10 protein-coding genes and 1 pseudogene are annotated in these 26,941 nt (G+C 64.2%); 8 read left to right on the plus strand and 3 right to left on the minus strand.

Annotated features, from left to right (window positions below):
• The first annotated feature begins 640 nt into the window (after positions 1-640).
• The 5 genes from MNOD_RS12165 to MNOD_RS43065 all read left to right on the plus strand — a co-directional run bounded on the left by MNOD_RS12165 (position 641) and on the right by MNOD_RS43065 (position 18,914).
• Positions 641-2,326, plus strand: coding sequence for a type I secretion system permease/ATPase (locus tag MNOD_RS12165; RefSeq protein WP_244424780.1), 1,686 nt, complete (start codon positions 641-643; stop codon positions 2,324-2,326).
• Positions 2,326-3,666 (plus strand): HlyD family type I secretion periplasmic adaptor subunit, encoded by a 1,341-nt coding sequence (locus MNOD_RS12170; RefSeq protein WP_015929188.1) that lies wholly within the window; start codon positions 2,326-2,328, stop codon positions 3,664-3,666. Before MNOD_RS12165 ends, MNOD_RS12170 begins: the two co-directional genes overlap by 1 nt.
• Positions 3,667-3,811: 145 nt before the next feature.
• Positions 3,812-4,483, plus strand: a complete 672-nt coding sequence (locus tag MNOD_RS43060; RefSeq protein ID WP_341874487.1) for a lytic transglycosylase domain-containing protein — start codon at positions 3,812-3,814, stop codon at positions 4,481-4,483.
• Between the two features lie 1,377 nt (positions 4,484-5,860).
• Positions 5,861-18,223: a DUF4347 domain-containing protein gene (locus tag MNOD_RS12180; protein ID WP_015929191.1), complete on the plus strand. Its 12,363-nt coding sequence runs from the start codon at positions 5,861-5,863 to the stop codon at positions 18,221-18,223.
• Between the two features lie 283 nt (positions 18,224-18,506).
• Positions 18,507-18,914, plus strand: a complete 408-nt coding sequence (locus MNOD_RS43065) for a hypothetical protein (protein ID WP_083786392.1) — start codon at positions 18,507-18,509, stop codon at positions 18,912-18,914.
• A 1,066-nt stretch (positions 18,915-19,980) separates the two neighbouring features.
• Here MNOD_RS43065 and MNOD_RS48960 read toward each other — a convergent pair.
• Positions 19,981-20,208, minus strand: a pseudogene (locus MNOD_RS48960) (transposase); the annotation flags it as partial.
• A gap of 746 nt (positions 20,209-20,954) precedes the next feature.
• On the opposite strand from MNOD_RS48960, the gene MNOD_RS12185 reads away from it, so the two are divergent.
• From MNOD_RS12185 to MNOD_RS12195, 3 genes are read left to right on the plus strand one after another with little or no spacing between them, the layout of a single operon-like run.
• Positions 20,955-22,283, plus strand: coding sequence for a glycosyl transferase family protein (locus MNOD_RS12185; RefSeq protein WP_015929193.1), 1,329 nt, complete (start codon positions 20,955-20,957; stop codon positions 22,281-22,283).
• A gap of 25 nt (positions 22,284-22,308) precedes the next feature.
• Positions 22,309-23,433 (plus strand): non-hydrolyzing UDP-N-acetylglucosamine 2-epimerase, encoded by a 1,125-nt coding sequence (gene wecB / locus MNOD_RS12190; protein WP_015929194.1) that lies wholly within the window; start codon positions 22,309-22,311, stop codon positions 23,431-23,433.
• A gap of 15 nt (positions 23,434-23,448) precedes the next feature.
• Positions 23,449-24,570 (plus strand): HlyD family secretion protein, encoded by a 1,122-nt coding sequence (locus tag MNOD_RS12195; protein ID WP_015929195.1) that lies wholly within the window; start codon positions 23,449-23,451, stop codon positions 24,568-24,570.
• A 771-nt stretch (positions 24,571-25,341) separates the two neighbouring features.
• Here the strand turns inward: MNOD_RS12195 and MNOD_RS12200 are convergent.
• Positions 25,342-26,199 (minus strand): IS5-like element ISMno12 family transposase, encoded by an 858-nt coding sequence (locus MNOD_RS12200; RefSeq protein ID WP_015927380.1) that lies wholly within the window; start codon positions 26,197-26,199, stop codon positions 25,342-25,344.
• A 410-nt stretch (positions 26,200-26,609) separates the two neighbouring features.
• Positions 26,610-26,741 carry a hypothetical protein gene (locus MNOD_RS49930; protein WP_280113454.1) on the minus strand — a complete coding sequence of 44 codons (132 nt, stop codon included), beginning with the start codon at positions 26,739-26,741 and terminating at the stop codon, positions 26,610-26,612.
• Positions 26,742-26,941: the final 200 nt, after the last annotated feature.

Raw genomic sequence — 26,941 nt, forward strand, 5'->3', positions numbered from 1 at the left:
CGTGGGAGTCTCCCGCCCAGCTTGACTGCCCACCCCCGCCCGCTGCTCATCCTGGCCCGCACCGGGTATGGCGTTGAAGTATGATTGCGATGGGGTCCGTTGCCAATTGGTCAAAGTAGGCGGCCAGCGCGAAGACTTTTCCCGCGAACTTGGCGTTGCGCGCGCATGCGGGGCGAATCCTCGAAATCCATCGTGTGAATCGTTCGATGCCAGTGCATTGTGCGGCGCTGGCGCTACAAGCACCCGGCGACTTATGCTGGTTGAATTAGGTCGTGCTGATTAACCGTAACGGCGCCCTGTTGCGAGAACGGGGCTGTAACACTTAACAAAGTATGAAATTGTAGTCCGTATGGGTGATGCATCAGAACACCGTGCCAGCTAGGGATGGTCACGCCATCGCAGCACAAGACGAGGCGGCTCTTTTGTGGAGGGCTCCTGGCTGCGTAGTCGAGCCCCGATCCATGAAAGCGGCTCTTCAGTATGAGTGATTGACCGGACTTGCACCGCAAGTCTCAGGGGGAGATCAAAAATGAGTGGGGGGGACTCGGCTGGCGCTCGCGCGGAAATCGACGCGCGTGAAGCAGTGACGCTGCCCGCGGCACTCAAGCGCTGTAAGCTGGCCTTCGTCGGTGTCGGTGTGATGAGCGGGCTGGTGAATCTGCTCTATCTCACCGGATCTTTCTTCATGCTCGAGGTGTACGACCGTGTCATCCCGAGCCGCAGCGTGCCTACCCTGATCGGGCTTTTGGCGCTCGCCCTCGTCCTCTACGTCTTTCAGGGCCTGCTCGAGACCCTGCGCTCACGGATCCTCACTCGCGTCGGCGCCAGTCTCGACGAGTCCCTCTCCGCGCGGGTGTTCGATCTCGTGGTGCGCGCGCCCCTCAAGGGGGTGGCGCCCGGCGACGGCCTTCTGCCGCTGCGCGACCTTGATCAATTGCGCAGCTTCCTCTCGGGATCGGGGCCGGGCGCGTTCTTCGACCTGCCGTGGATGCCGGTCTACCTGATCGTCTGCTTCCTGTTCCATCCGCTGATCGGGCTCGCCGCCCTCCTTGGGGCTGCTGTTTTGGCGCTCCTGACGCTCGTCACCGATCGGGCGACCCGCGGGGCCGCGAAGGCGGCCACGGGCCACGGCATGCGCCGGAACGTGCTGGCCGAGGCCGGGCGGCGCAACGCTGAGGTGCTGGCCGCCATGGGCATGCAGGCGCGGTTCGCCGCGCGCTGGGCGATGGCCAATCACGACTACATGACCGAACAGCGCCGGGTGGCCGACGTGGCCGGAGGCCTCGGCGCCGTCTCCAAGATCTTCCGCATGGCGCTGCAGTCGGGCGTGCTGGCGCTCGGCGCGTGGCTCGTCGTCAACAACCTGGCGACGGGCGGTATCATCATCGCGAGTTCGATCCTGGTCTCGCGGGCCCTCGCGCCGGCCGAGCTCGCGATCGCCAACTGGAAGGGCTTCGTTCAGGCGCGCCAGGCCTGGGCTCGCCTGAACGAGCTGTTCAGCCGGGTGCCGGCCGCCAATGAGCCGCACGCCCTGCCCGCGCCGGCGCAGTCGCTGCGGGTCGAGAGCGTGAGCGTGTCGCCCCCGGGCACGCAGCGGGTCGTGGTGCAGGACGTCTCGCTCGCCCTGCAGGCGAGCCAAGGGCTCGGCGTTATCGGGCCCTCGGCCTCGGGCAAGTCCTCGCTGGTGCGGGCGCTCGTCGGCGTGTGGCCGCCCCTGCGGGGCAAAGTGCGGCTCGACGGGGCGGCCCTTGACCAGTGGTCGAGCGGGGCGCTCGGCGCGCATATCGGCTTCCTGCCGCAGGAGGCGGAGCTCTTCGCCGGCACGATCGCCGAGAACATCAGCCGCTTCGAGCCGCAGGCTGACCCGTCCCTCGCCATCGCGGCGGCGCGCGCCGCGGGCGTGCACGAACTCATTCTGCGCCTGCCGGAGGGCTACGATACCCGGATCGGTGAGGCGAGCGCCGGGCTCTCGGCCGGGCAGCGGCAGCGGATCGGACTGGCGCGTGCGCTCTACCGCGACCCGTTCCTGGTGGTGCTTGACGAGCCCAACGCCAACCTTGACAGCGAAGGCGAGAACGCGCTGACGCAGGCGATCTTGGGCGTGCGGCAGCGCGGTGGGATCTGCGTGGTCGTGGCCCACCGGCCGAGCGCCCTCGCGGCGGTCGACACCGTGCTGGTGATGGCCGAGGGACGCGCCCAGGCCTTCGGGCCGAAGGACGAGGTGCTCAAGCGCGTGCTGCAGCCTGTTGCGCCGAGCCCGCCCTTGGCTCAGCCGAGCCTTCCCCGGGCGATGCCGCTCAACGAGATGAAACGAGGGACTGCGTGATGGCCGCGAGCCTCAATCCCAGCGTCGTCCCGGCGCGCCCGCCCGCGACCGCCGATGCCTCGATCCGCCGCCATCTCCAGGCCTCCCTCCTCCTCAGCGTCGCCCTGGTCGGCGGGGTCGGCGGCTGGGCCGCCTTCACGCAGATCTCCGGCGCGGTGATCGCGCCGGGCCAGATGGTGGTCGAGTCGGACGTCAAGAAGGTGCAGCACCCGACCGGCGGCGTCGTCGGCGAGCTGCGGGTGCGGGACGGCGACCGCGTCAAGGCGGGCGATGTCCTCATCCGCCTCGACGAGACGCAGACCCGGGCCAACCTCGACATCGTGCTCAAGGCGCTCGACGAACTCGCGGCGCGGCGGGCCCGCGACGAAGCCGAGCGGGACGGGGCGAGCGCGATCACATTCCCGGCGGACCTCCTGCAGCGGGCCCGAACCGACGCCACCGTGGCGCACCTGATCGAGGGCGAAACCCGCCTGTTTACCTCACGGGTGAACGCCCGCGAGGGCCAGAAGGCGCAGCTGCGCGAGCGCCTCGCGCAGCTCAAGCAGGAGATCACCGGGCTCACGCAGCAGGCTGGCGCGAAGGAGCGCGAGATCGCCTTCATCGCGAGCGAGCTCAAAGGTGTGCGCGAGCTCTACGCCAAGAACCTGGTGCAGCTGCCGCGCCTCACGGCACTGGAGCGGGACGCGGTGCGGCTCGAGGGCGAGCGCGGGCAGTTGATCGCCTCGACCGCCTCCGCACGCGGCAAACTCTCCGAGATCGAGCTGCAGATCCTGCAGATCGACCAAGACATGCGCACCGAGGTCGGCAAGGACCTCGCCGAGATCCGCGGCAAGTGGTCGGAGCTCGTCGAGAAGCGCGTCGCGGCCGAGGACCTGCTCAAGCGGGTCGAGCTGCGCGCGCCGCAGGACGGGATCGTGCACCAGATGACGGTGCACACGATCGGCGGCCTCGTCACCCCGAACGAGCCCGCGATGCTGATCGTACCCTCGGCCGACCAACTCGCGGTCGAGGTGAAAATCCAGCCGCAGGACATCGACAACGTGCGGCTCGACCAGCCGGTGGTGCTGCGCTTCGCAGCCTTCAACCAGCGCACCACGCCGGAAATCGACGGCGTGGTGACGCGGGTCTCGGCGGACGTGAGCACCGACCCCAAGACCGGGGCGAGCTACTACACCGCCCGTATCAGTGTGCCGGAGGAGCAGAAGGCGCGGCTCGGGAATGTCCGGCTCGTGCCCGGCATGCCGGTCGAGAGCTTTATGCAGCTCGGACAGCGCTCGGTCCTGAGTTACCTGACAAAGCCCTTGGCCGACCAGGTCGCGAAGGCTTGGCGCGAGGGGTAGCTCTGCCGCGGCAAGCAATTTCTAACGGGTCGGGGGCAGACTGGCGGCAGGCCAGCGCGGGACGTTCATGCGCACATCACGATTCGGAGGAGGAGCGGCGCTCGCTCTGACGCTGCTGGTGTGCGCGTCGGTTCCGGCGTCTGCCATGCAGGGCAGAACCGCGACGACCGAGACGAAACCAGCACCGATCGGGGCAGACGATGCTCTGTCGCGACAATTCCCGCGCCGGTCGCGGTACCTGCCGATCCTGATGCGGGAGGCGCTCGCGCGGGGGCTGCCGCCCCAGATCGCCGATGCGGTCGTACGCATCGAGAGCGGGTACGATCCGAGTCAAATCGGGTCCGTGGGGGAAATCGGGTTGATGCAGGTGCGGCCGGCCACCGCCGCTATGCTGGGGTTTCGCGGGACCGACGCGGACCTCGCGGTCCCCGAGACGAACCTCCACTACGGCGTGGCCTACCTGGCCGAAGCCTGGCGCTTGGCGGGCGGAGATCTCTGCCGCACGCTGATGAAGTACCGCGCGGGGCACGGCGAGAAGACAATGAGCCCGCTCAGCGTCGAATACTGCCAGCGCGCGCGCACGCATCTTGCCAGCCTCGGATGGTCCCCCGAGCCAGGCTCAAGCGCGCCGGCTGCGCCGACGCCCTCCCCGGCTCCGAAGGTGCAGCCCACGCGAACAGCCGTTGTGCCTCGGAACTCTTCCGCATCGGGGGGGCCAAAGATCGTGTCTGTGAAAGACGCGCCTGCATTCTGGGCTGCAAACCGCATGCGCGTGGCAGAGGCGTGGACACGGATTTCCGTGATGCACAGGCGTTAGACATCTTGCCTTGGACGATGGGTGACGAATCCGGTCTGGAGCGTGCTGGCTGCCTTGTTTTGACAGACCACCGGGTATTTGCCGCAAAAGCCGGGCTGTTCGCTAGCTGCGAACCACATCCAGAGCGCAAGAGTACGCGATGAGGGTGGAGCTGAGGCGACTGCTGAACCTTCTCGATCAAGCCGGCCGAGGGGTGTCTCTAGTTGATCCGTAGTACGACCCGTACCTCAACCCGAATGGCGACGTGTTCGTGCCGAGCCTGACCGCTTTTAGGTGGGACAATCACGATCGGTCAGCGGCCCAGTCCGCATCAAAGCGGCCGGGCGTACCGCGGTTGGCCGCCTATTGTCTCCTCCAGAAAGTTGAGCACCCGAGCCTGCTCCCGGAGAAGATCCGGCTGATGAGAGCCACCTGATCAAGCTGAAAGCGACGTCCAGATTCTGGAAAACTCGGCACAATTCAGATTACATAGTGCCGATACTCGACCAGTTTTTACAAGCTGCCAGCGCGGCGACGCGCTATTCCGCCATGAGATTGCTGCCTGTACGATGGCCAGGGCTGCCATCACCCACATTGGAAGGCTTAGATCTATCGTATTAGGCCGCGCCCAGTTGACCGTCGCCGCACTTAGTTGTGTCAGAACGGCTATACCACTTAAGAAAGTGTGAAATCGTAGTCCGTATGGGTGATGTGTCAGGACACCCTTCTGGATAGGAAGAGCCGCATCACAGGCGCACGCCGCCTCAACACAGAGCGAGGTGGCCTTTCTTGTGAAAATCTCCTGGGTACGTAGTCAAGCTCCATCCATAGAGGCATCTGGTCGGGTTTAGTCAAGGATGAGAGTTGCACCAGAAGTCTCAGGAGGATTCAAGTGAGTGTGTGGGACTTGGCCGACGCTCGAGCGGACGTTGATGCGCGTGGAGCGATAATGCTATTCGCAGCACTCATGCGCTGTAAGCTGGCCCTCATGGGGGTCAGTGTGATGAGCGGGTTGGTGAATCTGCTCTGTCTAAGCGGGTCTTTCTACTTGCTCGAGGTGTATGACCGATTCGGCCCCCAAACCGTGGCGTGCCGACGTTGTTCGGACTCTCGGCTCGCGCCCGCGCGCTATACGCGTTGAAAGCTTGGCGTGCGCGTTGAGTGAAGACATCCCAAAATCCGGACAGCTTGAGCGATGGTCAACAAAACCTACCGGATCAGTCCGGATCGCAAGGCTAAACTGTTGCTTTTTCGAAACGGTAGTAGGCCTAAAGATGCGTCAAAGTACGTAGCTTAGATCGAATGGATGATGGCGGGTGTTCAGTCGACCGTGTATGCGGAACGACAAGAACGAAGCAGACGGTGTTCTGCTCGCGCGGGGAGTGGGTGGGGGTTTTTATGGAAGTCAAGGCTGTTCGTCCGGTCCGCCCTGACGCGGCGGAGTGTTCCCGTTGCGCGCGCGAGGTCGCGTTCATCGATCCGGGGCTGGATGCGGTCGAAGTGCTGCGGGCTGGGTTGCGCCGCGAGATTGAGCCGATCCTGCTGGAGGCATCGAGCCCCGCTCCACTCCAGATAGCGCAGGCCCTGCGCGGACGCGCCGACCTCGATGCCATCCATATCTTGGCGCACGGATCTCCCGGATCGATCAACTTCGCCGCGGGCGCCGTCACAGCCGACACGGTACGCGATCACGCGGACGAATTGGCCCTGGTCGGCCGCGCACTCGGCGAGGACGGCCAACTTCTCGTCTGGAGCTGTCACGCGGGCGCAGGCGCTGAGGGCGCGGCGCTGACGCGCGCGCTCAAGGCGGCAGGTGGCGCCCCTGTCACTGTTGCCCAATCGCTTATCGGTCACGCCGCCCTCGGCGGGACCTGGACGATCTCCTCCGACATCGCTGGCGCCGCTGCGCCGCTCACCCCCTCTGCTCAGGAAGGATATTTCGCCGTGGCCGCTACTCAGACGACTTCTAACGGGACCACGGTTGACAACCTCAACGTCCTGGACTCAAGCAATAAGAACAATCTCGGCGGTGTTGAGATCGTCAGTTGGACGGAAGCCTACAACGCGCTGTTCGGGTCCACCAACGCAACGCAGACGCTGACCATTCAGTCGGCGTTCAACAGTGGCAGTCTGCTGCTCACGTTCAAGACCGCCGACAACAAGTACTACACGACCTATCGCGACGTGAATGGTGGCTACCATGTCGCTGAGACGAGCAGCGAACTCGGCCTCTACGGAACTTCGGCAATCAGCACCGCCGATTTTGCAAACACGGATGCCGGCAAAGCACAATTCGTTGCCTACCTGAACAGCAGACTTTCCGCCAACCAAACCACCGAAGCCACGCTCACTGCCGTCGACATCGACGGCAGCGCCGGGAAGGACGTGATTCAGGGCATCAACAGCAACGTCGCAATCCACAACATCATCCAAGGTGGCGCTGGCGCGGACGTCCTTCAGGGCGGTCTTGGCTCCGATTTCTTCGTCTACAAGGCAGCGACCGACGCTCCGGCCTCGGCCACCAGCTGGGACCAGATCACGAATTTCTCGTCCACACAGGGCGACAAGATCGATCTGCGCGCGCTAGGACAGCTTGCCTGGAATGGAACTGCCAGCGGGGCTGCCAATTCCGTTTGGTACACCACCAGCGGAACCAGCGCCTTCGTCTACGCTGACACTAATGGCGACGGCACCGCCGATCTGAAAATCGAATTACAGAACGTCACGACACTGGCCGCTTCGGATTTCTTGCTCAATCAGACCGGGGCCATTTCGACCATCACGGGTACCGCCAAGGAGGGGCAGGTCCTGACGGCCGGGATCGTATCCGACGCGGACGGCATCTCGGGGACGGTCGGCTACCAATGGCAGAGGCTCGGCACCGACGGCCAATTCCATGATGTGGTGGGTCAGACGGGCTCCACGCTGAGCCTCGGCTACACCACGGCGGGTGACGTCTACCGGGTCAAGGCCACCTACACTGACGCACAGAGCCAACAGGGAATCGTGGTCTACAGCGCGGCGACCGCCGCGGTCCAAGACACCGACCGGGCTGGCTCGATCGCGGCGATCAGCGGCTCCGCCACTGAGGGTCAGACCCTCACGGCGGGTGCGGTGACCGACCCGGACGGCAACCCGAGCTCGGTCAGCTACCAGTGGCAGAAGCTCGGGACGGATGGTCAGTACCATGACGTCTCGGGTGCCACCGCCTCGACGCTGGCTCTGAGCTTCAAGACCGCGGGCGACGTCTACCGGGTGGTCGCCTCCTACACCGATGGCGACAACCACACGGTCAGCGTCTTCAGCGATCCGACCTCTGCCGTTGTGGACACGGATCGGGCTGGCTCGATCGCGGCGATCAGCGGCTCCGCCACCGAGGGTCAGACCCTCACGGCGGGTGCGGTGACCGACCCGGACGGCAACCCGAGCTCGGTCAGCTACCAGTGGCAGGTGAAGCACGCTGGCGACAGCGACTTCAGCAACGTCTCGGGTGCCACCAGCTCGTCGTTCGACCTCGGCTTCAAGACCGCGGGCGACGTCTACCGGGTGGTCGCCTCCTACACCGATGGCGACAACCACACGGTCAGCGTCTTCAGCGATCCGACCTCTGCCGTTGTGGACACGGATCGGGCTGGCTCGATCGCGGCGATCAGCGGCTCCGCCACCGAGGGTCAGACCCTCACGGCGGGTGCGGTGACCGACCCGGACGGCAACCCGAGCTCGGTCAGCTACCAGTGGCAGGTGAAGCACGCTGGCGACAGCGACTTCAGCAACGTCTCGGGTGCCACCAGCTCGTCGTTCGACCTCGGCTTCAAGACCGCGGGCGACGTCTACCGGGTGGTCGCCTCCTACACCGATGGCGACAACCACACGGTCAGCGTCTTCAGCGATCCGACCTCTGCCGTTGTGGACACGGATCGGGCTGGCTCGATCGCGGCGATCAGCGGCTCCGCCACCGAGGGTCAGACCCTCACGGCGGGTGCGGTGACCGACCCGGACGGCAACCCGAGCTCGGTCAGCTACCAGTGGCAGAAGCTCGGGACGGATGGTCAGTACCATGACGTCTCGGGTGCCACCGCCTCGACGCTGGCTCTGAGCTACACCACGGCGGGTGATGTCTACCGGGTGAACGCCACCTACACGGATGCCGATGGTCACACCGTGACGGTGTCGAGCGCTCCGACGGCAGCGGTGACCGACACGGATCGGGCTGGCTCGATCGCGGCGATCAGCGGCTCCGCCACCGAGGGTCAGACCCTCACGGCGGGTGCGGTGACCGACCCGGACGGCAACCCGAGCTCGGTCAGCTACCAGTGGCAGAAGCTCGGGACGGATGGTCAGTACCATGACGTCTCGGGTGCCACCGCCTCGACGCTGGCTCTGAGCTTCAAGACCGCGGGCGACGTCTACCGGGTGGTCGCCTCCTACACCGATGGCGACAACCACACGGTCAGCGTCTTCAGCGATCCGACCTCTGCCGTTGTGGACACGGATCGGGCTGGCTCGATCGCGGCGATCAGCGGCTCCGCCACCGAGGGCCAGACCCTCACGGCGGGTGCGGTGACCGACCCGGACGGCAACCCGAGCTCGGTCAGCTACCAGTGGCAGAAGCTCGGGACGGATGGTCAGTACCATGACGTCTCGGGTGCCACCGCCTCGACGCTGGCTCTGAGCTTCAAGACCGCGGGCGACGTCTACCGGGTGGTCGCCTCCTACACCGATGGCGACAACCACACGGTCAGCGTCTTCAGCGATCCGACCTCTGCCGTTGTGGACACGGATCGGGCTGGCTCGATCGCGGCGATCAGCGGCTCCGCCACCGAGGGTCAGACCCTCACGGCGGGTGCGGTGACCGACCCGGACGGCAACCCGAGCTCGGTCAGCTACCAGTGGCAGAAGCTCGGGACGGATGGTCAGTACCATGACGTCTCGGGTGCCACCGCCTCGACGCTGGCTCTGAGCTTCAAGACCGCGGGCGACGTCTACCGGGTGGTCGCCTCCTACACCGATGGCGACAACCACACGGTCAGCGTCTTCAGCGATCCGACCTCTGCCGTTGTGGACACGGATCGGGCTGGCTCGATCGCGGCGATCAGCGGCTCCGCCACCGAGGGTCAGACCCTCACGGCGGGTGCGGTGACCGACCCGGACGGCAACCCGAGCTCGGTCAGCTACCAGTGGCAGGTGAAGCACGCTGGCGACAGCGACTTCAGCAACGTCTCGGGTGCCACCAGCTCGTCGTTCGACCTCGGCTTCAAGACCGCGGGCGACGTCTACCGGGTGGTCGCCTCCTACACCGATGGCGACAACCACACGGTCAGCGTCTTCAGCGATCCGACCTCTGCCGTTGTGGACACGGATCGGGCTGGCTCGATCGCGGCGATCAGCGGCTCCGCCACCGAGGGCCAGACCCTCACGGCGGGTGCGGTGACCGACCCGGACGGCAACCCGAGCTCGGTCAGCTACCAGTGGCAGGTGAAGCACGCTGGCGACAGCGACTTCAGCAACGTCTCGGGTGCCACCAGCTCGTCGTTCGACCTCGGCTTCAAGACCGCGGGCGACGTCTACCGGGTGGTCGCCTCCTACACCGATGGCGACAACCACACGGTCAGCGTCTTCAGCGATCCGACCTCTGCCGTTGTGGACACGGATCGGGCTGGCTCGATCGCGGCGATCAGCGGCTCCGCCACCGAGGGCCAGACCCTCACGGCGGGTGCGGTGACCGACCCGGACGGCAACCCGAGCTCGGTCAGCTACCAGTGGCAGGTGAAGCACGCTGGCGACAGCGACTTCAGCAACGTCTCGGGTGCCACCAGCTCGTCGTTCGACCTCGGCTTCAAGACCGCGGGCGACGTCTACCGGGTGGTCGCCTCCTACACCGATGGCGACAACCACACGGTCAGCGTCTTCAGCGATCCGACCTCTGCCGTTGTGGACACGGATCGGGCTGGCTCGATCGCGGCGATCAGCGGCTCCGCCACCGAGGGTCAGACCCTCACGGCGGGTGCGGTGACCGACCCGGACGGCAACCCGAGCTCGGTCAGCTACCAGTGGCAGAAGCTCGGGACGGATGGTCAGTACCATGACGTCTCGGGTGCCACCGCCTCGACGCTGGCTCTGGGCTACACCACGGCGGGTGATGTCTACCGGGTGAACGCCACCTACACGGATGCCGATGGTCACACCGTGACGGTGTCGAGCGCTCCGACGGCAGCGGTGACCGACACGGATCGGGCTGGCTCGATCGCGGCGATCAGCGGCTCCGCCACCGAGGGCCAGACCCTCACGGCGGGTGCGGTGACCGACCCGGACGGCAACCCGAGCTCGGTCAGCTACCAGTGGCAGAAGCTCGGGACGGATGGTCAGTACCATGACGTCTCGGGTGCCACCGCCTCGACGCTGGCTCTGGGCTACACCACGGCGGGTGATGTCTACCGGGTGGTCGCCTCCTACACCGATGGCGACAACCACACGGTCAGCGTCTTCAGCGATCCGACCTCTGCCGTTGTGGACACGGATCGGGCTGGCTCGATCGCGGCGATCAGCGGCTCCGCCACCGAGGGTCAGACCCTCACGGCGGGTGCGGTGACCGACCCGGACGGCAACCCGAGCTCGGTCAGCTACCAGTGGCAGAAGCTCGGGACGGATGGTCAGTACCATGACGTCTCGGGTGCCACCGCCTCGACGCTGGCTCTGGGCTACACCACGGCGGGTGATGTCTACCGGGTGAACGCCACCTACACGGATGCCGATGGTCACACCGTGACGGTGTCGAGCGCTCCGACGGCAGCGGTGACCGACACGGATCGGGCTGGCTCGATCGCGGCGATCAGCGGCTCCGCCACCGAGGGCCAGACCCTCACGGCGGGTGCGGTGACCGACCCGGACGGCAACCCGAGCTCGGTCAGCTACCAGTGGCAGGTGAAGCACGCTGGCGACAGCGACTTCAGCAACGTCTCGGGTGCCACCAGCTCGTCGTTCGACCTCGGCTTCAAGACCGCGGGCGACGTCTACCGGGTGGTCGCCTCCTACACCGATGGCGACAACCACACGGTCAGCGTCTTCAGCGATCCGACCTCTGCCGTTGTGGACACGGATCGGGCTGGCTCGATCGCGGCGATCAGCGGCTCCGCCACCGAGGGTCAGACCCTCACGGCGGGTGCGGTGACCGACCCGGACGGCAACCCGAGCTCGGTCAGCTACCAGTGGCAGGTGAAGCACGCTGGCGACAGCGACTTCAGCAACGTCTCGGGTGCCACCAGCTCGTCGTTCGACCTCGGCTTCAAGACCGCGGGCGACGTCTACCGGGTGGTCGCCTCCTACACCGATGGCGACAACCACACGGTCAGCGTCTTCAGCGATCCGACCTCTGCCGTTGTGGACACGGATCGGGCTGGCTCGATCGCGGCGATCAGCGGCTCCGCCACCGAGGGTCAGACCCTCACGGCGGGTGCGGTGACCGACCCGGACGGCAACCCGAGCTCGGTCAGCTACCAGTGGCAGAAGCTCGGGACGGATGGTCAGTACCATGACGTCTCGGGTGCCACCGCCTCGACGCTGGCTCTGAGCTTCAAGACCGCGGGCGACGTCTACCGGGTGGTCGCCTCCTACACCGATGGCGACAACCACACGGTCAGCGTCTTCAGCGATCCGACCTCTGCCGTTGTGGACACGGATCGGGCTGGCTCGATCGCGGCGATCAGCGGCTCCGCCACCGAGGGTCAGACCCTCACGGCGGGTGCGGTGACCGACCCGGACGGCAACCCGAGCTCGGTCAGCTACCAGTGGCAGAAGCTCGGGACGGATGGTCAGTACCATGACGTCTCGGGTGCCACCGCCTCGACGCTGGCTCTGGGCTACACCACGGCGGGTGATGTCTACCGGGTGAACGCCACCTACACGGATGCCGATGGTCACACCGTGACGGTGTCGAGCGCTCCGACGGCAGCGGTGACCGACACGGATCGGGCTGGCTCGATCGCGGCGATCAGCGGCTCCGCCACCGAGGGCCAGACCCTCACGGCGGGTGCGGTGACCGACCCGGACGGCAACCCGAGCTCGGTCAGCTACCAGTGGCAGAAGCTCGGGACGGATGGTCAGTACCATGACGTCTCGGGTGCCACCGCCTCGACGCTGGCTCTGGGCTACACCACGGCGGGTGATGTCTACCGGGTGAACGCCACCTACACGGATGCCGATGGTCACACCGTGACGGTGTCGAGCGCTCCGACGGCAGCGGTGACCGACACGGATCGGGCTGGCTCGATCGCGGCGATCAGCGGCTCCGCCACCGAGGGTCAGACCCTCACGGCGGGTGCGGTGACCGACCCGGACGGCAACCCGAGCTCGGTCAGCTACCAGTGGCAGAAGCTCGGGACGGATGGTCAGTACCATGACGTCTCGGGTGCCACCGCCTCGACGCTGGCTCTGAGCTACACCACGGCGGGTGATGTCTACCGGGTGAACGCCACCTACACGGATGCCGATGGTCACACCGTGACGGTGTCGAGCGCTCCGACGGCAGCGGTGACCGACACGGATCGGGCTGGCTCGATCGCGGCGATCAGCGGCTCCGCCACCGAGGGCCAGACCCTCACGGCGGGTGCGGTGACCGACCCGGACGGCAACCCGAGCTCGGTCAGCTACCAGTGGCAGAAGCTCGGGACGGATGGTCAGTACCATGACGTCTCGGGTGCCACCGCCTCGACGCTGGCTCTGAGCTTCAAGACCGCGGGCGACGTCTACCGGGTGGTCGCCTCCTACACCGATGGCGACAACCACACGGTCAGCGTCTTCAGCGATCCGACCTCTGCCGTTGTGGACACGGATCGGGCTGGCTCGATCGCGGCGATCAGCGGCTCCGCCACCGAGGGTCAGACCCTCACGGCGGGTGCGGTGACCGACCCGGACGGCAACCCGAGCTCGGTCAGCTACCAGTGGCAGAAGCTCGGGACGGATGGTCAGTACCATGACGTCTCGGGTGCCACCGCCTCGACGCTGGCTCTGAGCTTCAAGACCGCGGGCGACGTCTACCGGGTGGTCGCCTCCTACACCGATGGCGACAACCACACGGTCAGCGTCTTCAGCGATCCGACCTCTGCCGTTGTGGACACGGATCGGGCTGGCTCGATCGCGGCGATCAGCGGCTCCGCCACCGAGGGTCAGACCCTCACGGCGGGTGCGGTGACCGACCCGGACGGCAACCCGAGCTCGGTCAGCTACCAGTGGCAGAAGCTCGGGACGGATGGTCAGTACCATGACGTCTCGGGTGCCACCGCCTCGACGCTGGCTCTGAGCTTCAAGACCGCGGGCGACGTCTACCGGGTGGTCGCCTCCTACACCGATGGCGACAACCACACGGTCAGCGTCTTCAGCGATCCGACCTCTGCCGTTGTGGACACGGATCGGGCTGGCTCGATCGCGGCGATCAGCGGCTCCGCCACCGAGGGTCAGACCCTCACGGCGGGTGCGGTGACCGACCCGGACGGCAACCCGAGCTCGGTCAGCTACCAGTGGCAGAAGCTCGGGACGGATGGTCAGTACCATGACGTCTCGGGTGCCACCGCCTCGACGCTGGCTCTGGGCTACACCACGGCGGGTGATGTCTACCGGGTGAACGCCACCTACACGGATGCCGATGGTCACACCGTGACGGTGTCGAGCGCTCCGACGGCAGCGGTGACCGACACGGATCGGGCTGGCTCGATCGCGGCGATCAGCGGCTCCGCCACCGAGGGCCAGACCCTCACGGCGGGTGCGGTGACCGACCCGGACGGCAACCCGAGCTCGGTCAGCTACCAGTGGCAGAAGCTCGGGACGGATGGTCAGTACCATGACGTCTCGGGTGCCACCGCCTCGACGCTGGCTCTGGGCTACACCACGGCGGGTGATGTCTACCGGGTGAACGCCACCTACACGGATGCCGATGGTCACACCGTGACGGTGTCGAGCGCTCCGACGGCAGCGGTGACCGACACGGATCGGGCTGGCTCGATCGCGGCGATCAGCGGCTCCGCCACCGAGGGCCAGACCCTCACGGCGGGTGCGGTGACCGACCCGGACGGCAACCCGAGCTCGGTCAGCTACCAGTGGCAGGTGAAGCACGCTGGCGACAGCGACTTCAGCAACGTCTCGGGTGCCACCAGCTCGTCGTTCGACCTCGGCTTCAAGACCGCGGGCGACGTCTACCGGGTGGTCGCCTCCTACACCGATGGCGACAACCACACGGTCAGCGTCTTCAGCGATCCGACCTCTGCCGTTGTGGACACGGATCGGGCTGGCTCGATCGCGGCGATCAGCGGCTCCGCCACCGAGGGTCAGACCCTCACGGCGGGTGCGGTGACCGACCCGGACGGCAACCCGAGCTCGGTCAGCTACCAGTGGCAGAAGCTCGGGACGGATGGTCAGTACCATGACGTCTCGGGTGCCACCGCCTCGACGCTGGCTCTGGGCTACACCACGGCGGGTGATGTCTACCGGGTGAACGCCACCTACACGGATGCCGATGGTCACACCGTGACGGTGTCGAGCGCTCCGACGGCAGCGGTGACCGACACGGATCGGGCTGGCTCGATCGCGGCGATCAGCGGCTCCGCCACCGAGGGCCAGACCCTCACGGCGGGTGCGGTGACCGACCCGGACGGCAACCCGAGCTCGGTCAGCTACCAGTGGCAGGTGAAGCACGCTGGCGACAGCGACTTCAGCAACGTCTCGGGTGCCACCAGCTCGTCGTTCGACCTCGGCTTCAAGACCGCGGGCGACGTCTACCGGGTGGTCGCCTCCTACACCGATGGCGACAACCACACGGTCAGCGTCTTCAGCGATCCGACCTCTGCCGTTGTGGACACGGATCGGGCTGGCTCGATCGCGGCGATCAGCGGCTCCGCCACCGAGGGCCAGACCCTCACGGCGGGTGCGGTGACCGACCCGGACGGCAACCCGAGCTCGGTCAGCTACCAGTGGCAGAAGCTCGGGACGGATGGTCAGTACCATGACGTCTCGGGTGCCACCGCCTCGACGCTGGCTCTGGGCTACACCACGGCGGGTGATGTCTACCGGGTGAACGCCACCTACACGGATGCCGATGGTCACACCGTGACGGTGTCGAGCGCTCCGACGGCAGCGGTGACCGACACGGATCGGGCTGGCTCGATCGCGGCGATCAGCGGCTCCGCCACCGAGGGCCAGACCCTCACGGCGGGTGCGGTGACCGACCCGGACGGCAACCCGAGCTCGGTCAGCTACCAGTGGCAGGTGAAGCACGCTGGCGACAGCGACTTCAGCAACGTCTCGGGTGCCACCAGCTCGTCGTTCGACCTCGGCTTCAAGACCGCGGGCGACGTCTACCGGGTGGTCGCCTCCTACACCGATGGCGACAACCACACGGTCAGCGTCTTCAGCGATCCGACCTCTGCCGTTGTGGACACGGATCGGGCTGGCTCGATCGCGGCGATCAGCGGCTCCGCCACCGAGGGCCAGACCCTCACGGCGGGTGCGGTGACCGACCCGGACGGCAACCCGAGCTCAACCACGTACAAGTGGCAGTCCTCGACGAACGGCACGACCTGGACGGACGTGTCGGGCGCGACCGCCTCGGCTTACACGCTGGGCTACTCGGATAGCGGCAAGCAGTTCCGGGTGGTGGCGTCCTACACCGATGGCCAGGGTCACGCGGGTACAGCCACCAGCGCAGCCACAGCATCCGTGACCGACGTGGATCGGGCCGGCTCGATCGGCGCGGTGACCGGCACGGCCACTGAGGGCCAGACCCTCACGGCGGGTGCGGTGACCGACCCGGACGGCAACCCGAGCTCAACCACGTACAAGTGGCAGTCCTCGACGAACGGCACGACCTGGACGGACGTGTCGGGCGCGACCGCCTCGGCTTACACGCTGGGCTACTCGGATAGCGGCAAGCAGTTCCGGGTGGTGGCGTCCTACACCGATGGCCAGGGTCACGCGGGTACAGCCACCAGCGCGGCCACGGCATCCGTGACCGACGTCGATCGGGCCGGCTCGGTGTCGATTTCAGCCAGCGCAACCGGACAGGGGAAGACATCGAGTCTCACTGCAAGTCTTTCGGATGCCGACGGTGTTCCTAGCTCCGGTGTTACGTGGATTTGGGAGAGATCAACAGATGGTGTGAACTGGCAACCGGGCAAAGGCACATCCACAGGAACCGGATCAACTTCTACTTATTCGCCTGCGGGCGGGCAGAACCCGGAGACTGGGGGGATTTACTTCTTTAGAGCAACAGCCAGCTACACGGACCTCCAGAATCATACGGCTAGCCTTACCGCACAGACAGCGACGAAAATTGCGCCGGCGGGCACTGCTGGCGAGCCTATCAATCTCGCGCTTGGAGATCCTACAGGTAAGCACGCCGAGGTCACAGTAACCGTCACGGATCTCCCGTCCGACTGGACCCTGAGCAACGGCATGAAGAATGCCGACGGCTCGTGGACCGTGACGACGACCGATCTCGCATCCCTGAGCGTCACCACGCCGGCAACCTACACCGGCGCGGCCGTCCTGAACGTGACCATGGCCTGGACCAACGCCGACGGGACCATGGGCACGACGACCATCGCAGATAACGTCGAGGCTTACGCCAAGGGCTCGCCGATCTTCGCCTGGTCTGGACACGACACGCTCACCGGCAGCACCGCCGCGGACCTGTTCGTGTTCGGCAACCCCATCGGAGAGGACAAGATCTACAGCTTCGACGTCGCGGCCGATAAGATCGACCTGATCGGCTACAGCGGATTCACGAGCTTCACGGACGTCCAAGCCCACCTGGCTGACGACAGTGCCGGGAACGCCGTGATCACGCTCGCCGACGGCCAGACGATCACACTCGATCACGTCCACGCCTCTGACCTGAGCGCGGCGAACTTCGTGTTCGACCAGCCTCCGGCGGTGACCAACAGCGGGACCATGTCCCTCAGCGACGGTGCGATGCTGCCGCTCAGCGGGTCGGTGACCAACACCGGCACCATCGAGCTCAACTCGACCGGCGGCGGCACCCTGCTGCAGGTCATCGATCAAGGCATCACCCTCACCGGCGGCGGCACGGTCAAGATGTCGGACGACGATGGCAACGCCATCGCCGGCACCAAGAGCACGGTCACGCTCACGAACGTGGACAACACGATCTCGGGCGCCGGCCAGCTCGGCGGTGGTTCGCTCACGCTGACCAACGAGGCCTCCGGCAAGATCGTCGCTGACGGCAGCCACGCCCTCGTGATCGACACTGGCACGACCGTGGTCGAGAACGCCGGTACCCTCGCGGCGACCGGCAGCGGCGGCCTCGTGGTCAAGAGCGCGCTCGACAATACCGGAACGGTGTGGGCGCACGGCGGGAACGTGACGATTGAGGGTGCGGTGACCGGCTCAGGCACCACGGTCATCGACGGCAACGCGACCGTCGAGTTCGGCACGGCCTCCTCGGCCCACGTTGATCTCGGCCAGGGTGACGGCACGTTGAAGCTGGACGACAGCTTCCACTTCAACGGCAGCATCACCGGGTTCGGGGCCGGCGATCAGATCGACCTCGCCGACCTGCTGTTCGGGACTGGAACCTCAGCCTCCTATGCAGCGAACGCGCAGGGCACGGGTGGTGTGCTCACGGTCAGCGACGGGGTGCATACGGCGGCTCTGAACCTCCAGGGCACGTACGATGCCGCGGCCTTCAAGATCACGGAGGACAGCGCCGGGCATGCGCAGGTCATGTATGACCCGCTGCACCTCGGCCTTGCCTGAGATCCCAGCACTCCTGGGCTGACACTCATCGAAAGCGCGAAGGGGCCCGGTACGCCGGGCCTCTTTGCATTTCGGCCGAAGGCTATCGCTCTGTTTAGAATTTACTTAGTTGAGCGGCAACAAGTCTTCAGCGGGGGAGAACCCCTCTCTACGTGTGTCCCGCGAGCCCTACGCCGACAAACACAAGTGCCTGCGTTGACTCGCCCCCAACGACAGTGAATGGAGGTGCGCTCGGTTGCGCGCCGATCCTGCCTTCACTTGTCCATCGAGTCCTCAGCCCGCCATGTCTGAGTCATCGACGCCTTCTCAAGTCAGCTTCACGGTCGAGGTCGGTTTCGACACCACGCCGCTGATGAAGGTGCATGCGGGCGGCCGCGTGATCCCAATCGGACTGACAACTGCCCAATCGGGCGAGTTGGGTCGTGCGCTTCTGGCGGTGAGCGCGGTCTGCAGCAGCACCGCTCCGCATCCCGAGGGCACGCGGATCGACAACTGCCATTTTCCGGTCGAGAGATGGGCTACCGGTCGATCTCAAAGCAGCGGGATGCCGATCTTGGTCGTGCAGGTGACCGGGGGCACGCAACTCGCGCTTCAGTTCACTCCCGAGACGGCGGGAGCGTGCGCCGCGAGCCTTGCTGAGGCTTCTGGGCGAACGGCATCCACCACGGCCTCGCCGTCGTCTACGGGGTGATTACTCGGTTGAGGGCCAGCGGAAGGTTCGGGATGCGCGAACCGGATCTGCTGGATGCAACAGACCAGGGCCCACATGGCCGGTGACGAGCGTTCCGACCGCAATGCTGCCACGGGGCCGTCGGGTGCGCGCCCCGAAGTATCGCCGCCTTGATCGTGATCCGGCCGAAAAAAGGGTGACCCGTCCTCACGCACGCCCTCGGGATGACAAAATTGTTTCTGTTCGGACGGACTTTGCCAGAACCGCATCTCGATGACCGGAGCCAGTCTGACTCCCCTGGAAGGGCAAAAGCAGGCCGGGAAGAAGGCTGCCCCATGCGCAATTCCCAACAAAGACGAAGGAAACAGGGTAGATACAGTTTGATCACAGCGACAGAATGATCTAAGTTAATAAGCGGGTGAGATGTGCCAAGACCCCTCCACTGAGATCGGAAACCAGCACTGGACCAATTCCTTCTAGATGGTGGATCCTTTGTTCTTTCTAAGAAAAATGATCCTGATTTTAGGCTTACCTGTCCTCCTAGGATCTTGCGATTTTATCGCGGATTGGAAGATAGACAAAGTTTGCTCTGAAGCGATCAGAGCCCGCTTATCATCTGTCTCGAGTTATAGATTTGTTAGCTCAAAGGTTTATTTTCGCGGGACTCCTAGTCTCAGCAGATATCAGTATCTTACAGGTCACAAAATGATTTTTCCCACAGAAACTGAATTTGCCTCATTTGCTAAAGAGTACAATCTGGTTTATAGTGCGAGATTCGTTACATTTGACACAGAAAACACATCCGGCGGGATCATCAGAAGCAGCACAACCTGCGAATACATTGAAACCGCTTTCATTCGGAATTTTTTCTTGATCGGCATCAAGCGTGCGGACGCATTTATAGACGGAATGAACGAATACGAATGGAAGATGTACTCCGGTAAGGTACTCAATTGAATTAGACAACGGGAGCTCGGACGTCGACCTCGGACGGGCCGTGACCGACCTGATGCAGTCGCGCGGCGCTGCCCTGCGCAAGATTCGGCAGCTTGAGGCTGGACTTGTCGGTCACTTACCTGCGGCCTGAAAACGCCGTCCAGACGGTCTCGACCTCGGCCGGACTTACGTCCATGCCCGGCACCACGCGCCGACTGTCCACGTTGACGCCCACTGCCACCGAAGACCATGCGGCCAGCCTCGCGCACCTTCACGAGAGTCCCGTCGATCCAGAGTACCGCCATTCGCCCTCGGTGGGTCGGCCGAAAAAGACGTTCACGCGCTCATCGAGCTCCTGACAGAGCCGGCTAGCATCAGAAATTCGGGCTTTTTGGGCAGGTGCCAAATCTCGTCTTGTGTACGCAGAGCAGGCAGCGGCACCGCATGACCAGAGCAATGCGAGAAGCGCGGCGTGAGCATGTGACAGACCGCGGAGCAAATATGCTCTCCCGTCTGCTCCGTGACCGTCGCGGTGTTGGTCTCTCGGGGTCAAACTGTGGCGGCAGCGATCCGTCCCTCGATTCGGTCGAGATGACATGCCAACGGATTTCCGAGTCGGGAGATCCTCTGCGCCCAGATCATCATCGATAGCTGGAGCGGCCATGACAACTTGCCTGCCCTGACGACTCGGCCGGCTGCGCTCGTCCAGTCGTCTGCGCCGATCAGAATATTCGTGGTGAACAGGCCGCAAGTCGACCAACGATCCGAACGGACCGCCACGTAGAGATGAGCGTTATCGGGGCACAGAAGCAAGACCTCAATTTGGATAGCATAAAATTGTAGACACGGCGTATGCTCCAGAAGCCGGCATGGCGTCACCATTATTAGACCGTTTGTTTCTGAATACCAAATTTACTGCAATTCATCCTGCACCGCCGCGCCATCAACAGAGTCTACGAAAATGGATAAGCCGGAAGGCCTAGGTCCGAGGGGATAAGTCGGAATCCGTACGTACTCGTACTCCTGCCAGTTGACTGGACTGGTCTCAGATTTTAAGAAAAGTTTAATCCCAGAAGACCCCGGCACCACCGTCGTGGACTTTCTGCACGCGTAGGATGTGGCGTTATGGGTGATACCATTCTGGTTGTAATGCTCGTCGTAAGTTTGCTGATCAATGTTTCATCCCTTGACGACGCCTTCATCGACATCATTGCATTCGGCATCCTTCGAAAAGGTCTTCCTGGTCTCGCCGAGAGGACTGACATTCCCCGAATCGCCGTGTTCGTCGCGAATTGGCACGAGGAGGAAGTTCTTGGAAAAATGGTCGAGGGGAACCTCGCCCGCATTCCTTACCCTTCTGTAAGCCTGTTCCTTGGCGTCTATCCAAACGACACGGGCACCCTGCGCGTCGCAAAGGAGCTCGAGGCGAAGTACCCGGACCGGGTCACTGTCATTATCAACACGCTCAATGGCCCTACCTCGAAGGGACAGATGCTGAACGAGATGTTCCAGCAGGTATTCGAGCGCGAGGATTGCCCCGATATAGCTGTGCTGCACGACAGCGAAGACGTGATTGATCCGCGTACCTTTCCCATCTACGCGCAGTACAGCCAGGATCACGATTTCATTCAGGTCCCGGTGTTCTCGCTCAGCCGCGGGAAGGGCTTGCCGGTCGCCTCGACCTATATGGACGAATTCGCCGAACGACACACTCGCGAGATGATCGTGAGAAATGCGGTCGGCGCGGCGATCCCTTCGGCCGGGGTCGGCACCGCGATGACCAAGAAGTTGCTGAAGTACTTCCTTGCGACGCGCGGGCAGGTGCTGATGTCGGGCACGGTTACCGAGGACTACATTCTCGGGGTGGAAGCCAAGCGCGCCGGATTCAGCGCGGCCTTCGCGGCGGTCTCCGCTGACGACGCGAGCGGCCTCAACTACGTCGCTACGCGCGAGTTCTTCCCGAAGACCTTGGCCGCGAGCATCAAGCAGAAGACTCGCTGGGTCTACGGCATCAACTTCGAGGCCACGCACAAGCTCGGCTGGGAAGGCAATGCCTGGGACAAATACTTTTTTGTGCGCGATCGGAAGGGTATCATCACCAACTTCCTGCCGCCTGTCTCATTTGTCTTCCTCGTATTGATCGTGCTCGGCCTGATTGATCCATCAGAGATGCCGGACCCGATAGAGCCGGTCTTTGTTGCATCGATTTACCTAAATCTCGCCGCGCTCATTGTGAGATACACCATTCGAGTAGTGGCGAGCCACGAAGTCTACGGCACCTATGATCTGATAGGTATCGCATACCGCTGGCCGATCGGGCTCTACATCAACGCGGCAGCCGTCTTTCGTGCGTGGAAGACCTATATCGGGGAGTCACAGTTCGCAACGAAGCCGATCGTGTGGTCGAAAACAACACACGACCTACCAGAAAATTTTATGACTGCCACGCGCTAACCAGACACGCCCCAAAGGACGGCACATGCGTATTCTTATCGCCTTCGGGACTCGTCCCGAAATCATCAAACTCGGCCCAGTCTATCGCGCCCTTGCGGCACATCCGGGTATTCAGGTCGACGCCTACTGGACTGGTCAGCACATTGAATTGGCCACCGGTCTCCTGCAACTGTTCGACATCACTGTCACATGTCATGGTGAAGCAGTGATGAACGAGCCTGGTCTGGCCGAGAAATTCGGCCTAATGACGAACCAGATCGCTGCAACACTCCGCGCGACGCACTACGACTGGATCGTGGTCCAGGGCGACACGATCACGGCCTCGGCCGCGGCCACCGCGGGGTTCTTATCCCGGGTTCCCGTGGCGCATGTCGAGGCTGGCTTGCGCACCGGAAATCTCTATTCACCCTGGCCGGAAGAGTACAACCGGCGCGCGATCTCGGTTAGCGCGAGCCTGCACTTCCCGCCCACTGTGGAGAGCGCCAACAACCTGCTCAACGAGGGGGTCGCGCCGGCTTCTGTGATTACGGTCGGCAACACTGTGGTGGACGCGCTGCTCTTTGCGCGCACGAAGGTGGGCGAGGACTACGCGCCGATCGACCCGGGCGTGGCCGAGATCTCGGCCGACAAGAAGCTGATCCTCGCGACCATGCACCGCCGCGAGAACATCGGCGGCCCGATGCGGGACGTGCTGCGCGCCCTGCGCTCGCTCGCCGAGGATGGGGACAAGGTCGTCGCGCTGCCGGTGCATCTCAATCCGGAGGTGCGCAGTGACGTAATGGGAATGCTCGGCGGGATCGAGAACGTGCGTCTGCTTGCGCCGCTCCAGTACCTCGATTTCGTCCATCTGCTCAGCCGCGCGTGGCTCGTGGTCAGCGATTCGGGCGGTGTGCAGGAGGAGGCCCCGACCTTTGGCCTGCCGATTCTGATCACCCGGAATACGACTGAGCGACCGGAGGTGGTCACGGCAGGTTTCGGAACCCTGGTCGGATCCAACTACGACGCCATCACCGCGATGGCGCGCGATCTGACGCAAGGCAATGCACCGCGTCGACTAGGCGGCTCTAACCCGTTCGGCGATGGAACGGCATCGGTACGGATCGCCGATGCGCTGATCGCGCGCAACCTCCGTCAATCGATCGCGGCCTGAACGTGGGAGAGAGATATGTCTGCTGAACTGAAGGCGAGCCGGGTTGGCTGGGGCAAGCTGTTCCGGGTGTTCCTGGTCGGCACCACCGTGATCGGCGGTGGCGCGGCAGGAACCTACTATTACTCGAATGGTGGTCTGGTGCTGAGCGCAGACGGCTTGGTCACCCGCGACCGAGTCTACGTGGCGACGCCCTATGACGCGCGGGTGCGCGAGGTGTTCGTTCGCCCCGGCGACTCGGTCTTCGCCGGCCAGAAGGTGGCCGTCGTCGACTCGCCGTCGATCTCGAAGTCCCTCGCGGAGTTCTCCGTCGAGCGCGCGAAGATCTCCTCACGCATTGCTCAACTCGAAGCTCGCAAGGCAATCGTTGCTGCCATGGTGCCGATCGCTCAGGTCGGCGCGAAGCAGGCCAACGAGTTCATGGCCGACTTGAACAAGGCCAAGATCTCGGGCCTTGCGCTCAATCGCTCGCTGCACGAGGTCACCGCGGCCTCGTTCACCGCGACCGAGCGGCTGATGACCATCACGTCGGAAAAAACCTCGCTTGACACGGAACTGGCGTCGAACCGGGCGGCGCTCGCCGAGATAACGGCTGCTTCTGAGAACTTGCGCAAGGTTTATGCGGAGGGCGTGCTGACCGCCCCGGTGTCGGGTGTGATCGGCAGCGCCATCGCCAATCCCGGAGAGGTCCTCACACCGGGCTCGAACCGGCTGGCCTCCATCTACACCGGCACAAGTTTCGTGCTCGCCTACATGCCGGAAAGCTACCTCTTCGACGTGTCCGAGGGCCAGCCGGTGCAGGTCTCGGCGCACCACCAGAGCGTACCGGGCCAGATCGCCCGGATCCTGCCGGTCACCGACGCGCTGCCACCGGAATTCCAGCCTCCAAACAAGGCGCGCGACCGCGGACAGGTGGTAAAAATCTCGCTGAACGATGCTAATCGCTTTGCGGTCGAGCAGAAAATCCGCGTATCGAGCTGCATCGTCACAGGATGCAAGGACAGCTACGTCGAGCAAGCCAAGTCTCGGGTAATCGTCACGCTGAGCAATCTGTTTTCCAGCCCAGCCCAAGCCCAACGGATTGACCGCGAAGCTAGAGTGACGAAAAAGGGGGCGATGCGTGTCGGACCAGATTTATGATCCGCTGAAGCGGATCTTTGGCGCCAAGCGGAGCGTCCTACCGTATCAAGTGATGGATCGGTTCACCCCGGCGCGTACTTGGGAAGTACGCGGGACACGCGCCAGTCGTACCGACACTCAGGCTACAGAGCCGCATGGCGCCAGAGTCCGAAAGCATCAATAGCGGACATCTACCACGCAAGCCCTATGGCGAGGCCACGCACGCCTCGCTCTGCATCGTCAAGGCCGCCTCTTCAACATTCACTCGTTCCTTTCAAGACAAGCCATGACCATCGCGCTGGTTGGTCGGGATCACGGGCAGCGAATTACCGAGCAAGGGGATATGAGGAGAGCGAGGAGGCGGTGCGCCGCCTCCTCCACGAGTGTTACGAAGTCAGCACGCGTGCTATGCAGCAAGATTTGGTGCTCAGAGCACCGTCGTAATCGCCATGGGACCGTAGACAGCAAACGGCAGCATCTACGTCGGTCCAATATTCGCCGTGTCCCGATGCAGCGCCGGCAATACGCATTGCGCGACTCCATGATCGCGCTGGCCAAGGTTCCAATCAGGACCCGTGCCGTATTGCGTCTTTATCGTGGTTGGCACGCTCAGAAGCACCGAGACAGGCGATAGAACCTGCTTGCCCTCGCCCGCCAGCTCGCACGTCCGGGCGGCGAAGGCCGTTCGGTGGGATTGCCCTGCATTTGAGCAGTGCCCGATCCTGTAGGATCATCGGCGTCGTATCCAGCCGCGCGAAATCATTGCGGCTCTCAGAGTCCGTTGGGAAAGGGTCATTTCATAGTGATTGACGCGAGAAGCCGAGTTATAGAGGCGAAAAGCATAGCCGCCGCCGAGATGTGAAGCAGCGTATCGTAATCCAGCTTGAGACGGCGCGACACCGTGAGAGCGCCGATGCTTTGCTCAATCCGCCATCGTTTCGGCAGAAGCACAAAGCCCTTCCCAAATTGCGGCCGTACGACCACTTCCACGACACGGCTCGTGCCAGCCTGAACCGCCTCAATGAAACGGGCCTTGTACCCACCGTCCACCACGATTGTCTTGATCCAGGGACAGAGACGAACCAAGCGCTTGACGAGCGGGATCCCGCCCTCTTGATCCTGAACGTTGGCCGGAGTGATCATCACCGCAAGCAGGCGTCCGTCGCTGTCGACCGCCAGATGCCGCTTGCGCCCCAGCACTTGTTTCGCCGCATCGTACCCGCGCTCGCCTTGCGGGGCGTCACACTTCACCGCCTGGGCATCCACAATCGCCAGCGTTGGACTGGCTTCTTTCCCGGACTTCTCACGATCCCTCATCACGAGATGATGGTTGATCCGGTCCATGTGGCCGCCATCGGTGAGCAACCGCCAGTAATCGTAGCAGAGACTGGCGGGCGGCAGATCCTTTGGCATGGCATCCCAGGGAATGCCGTACCGCTGCACGTAGCGGATGCCGTTCATGATGTCCCGAATAGGATAGGTCCGGGGCCGCCCGATCCCCTCCGCGACAGGAAGCAGTGGCTCCAGGGTGAGCCACTCGTCGTTCGTCATATCACTCGGGTATCTCTGGCTGCGACGATCATAGCGCGGCCGATTTGCAGCGGTCCAGACCAAGGAGGGGCCATTCATCCATTCGAGACGAGCAGACATGCTCTATCATCCCGCATTTTCTCTTGGCCACCCTTTCCCAACGGACTCTCAGATGGCTTGACGACCGAAAAAGCGCGCCGGATCGCCTCTCAGAGGTCGCTGACCGTGCGGGCCGCCGCACTCCGCCGCAGCGCCTTCCATGCTGGTGACGGCGGTCTCGTCCAAAAATCCCAGCCGGACAGGATCCAGCTCGAGTTAGCCTGCAAACCGATCCTCTCGCGCGGCTCTCACGCCCTCCTCCTGCTCAGCCGCGTGCGTTGCCCATTTTGGATGGCCTGCCCCTCACTGAGCTGTACTGCTAATCAGCCAGTTCTGGGCGAACGACGCCAGCAGAATCAAAGCCAGCCGCCAGGGACATTCGGCTGGCTCTTGCTACAGGCGGCAAGGAGGCCGGCGAACGGGCTGTCGGCCTAGATCGGGCCGAGGGCGTCGCGCAGGCTGAGGCAGGCGTGGCCGCGTGGGAAGGAGGCGTGAGCGACGACGGCGGTCTCGGCCGGACCAGCGCCGCCGGGGGAAGCGACATCGTGAACCTTCCGGATCACGGCGCATTCATCCCATGCGGAACGTCCGCCCCATCTCAGCCGACTCACCGGTTCGCCAGCAGTACCGAAAGCGGGGCCATCCCAATCCCAGGACGCGACCTCGCTCACCGCGATCGTGTGGATCGTCTGCACCACGCTCTCTCCCTGTGCGATCAGCGCATCGCCGCTCGCTCCCAGCCAGAGCGGGACGTCTTACCGCT

Origin of the sequence: Methylobacterium nodulans ORS 2060, assembly GCF_000022085.1 — a bacterium.
GTDB classification, from domain to species: Bacteria; Pseudomonadota; Alphaproteobacteria; order Rhizobiales; family Beijerinckiaceae; genus Methylobacterium; species Methylobacterium nodulans.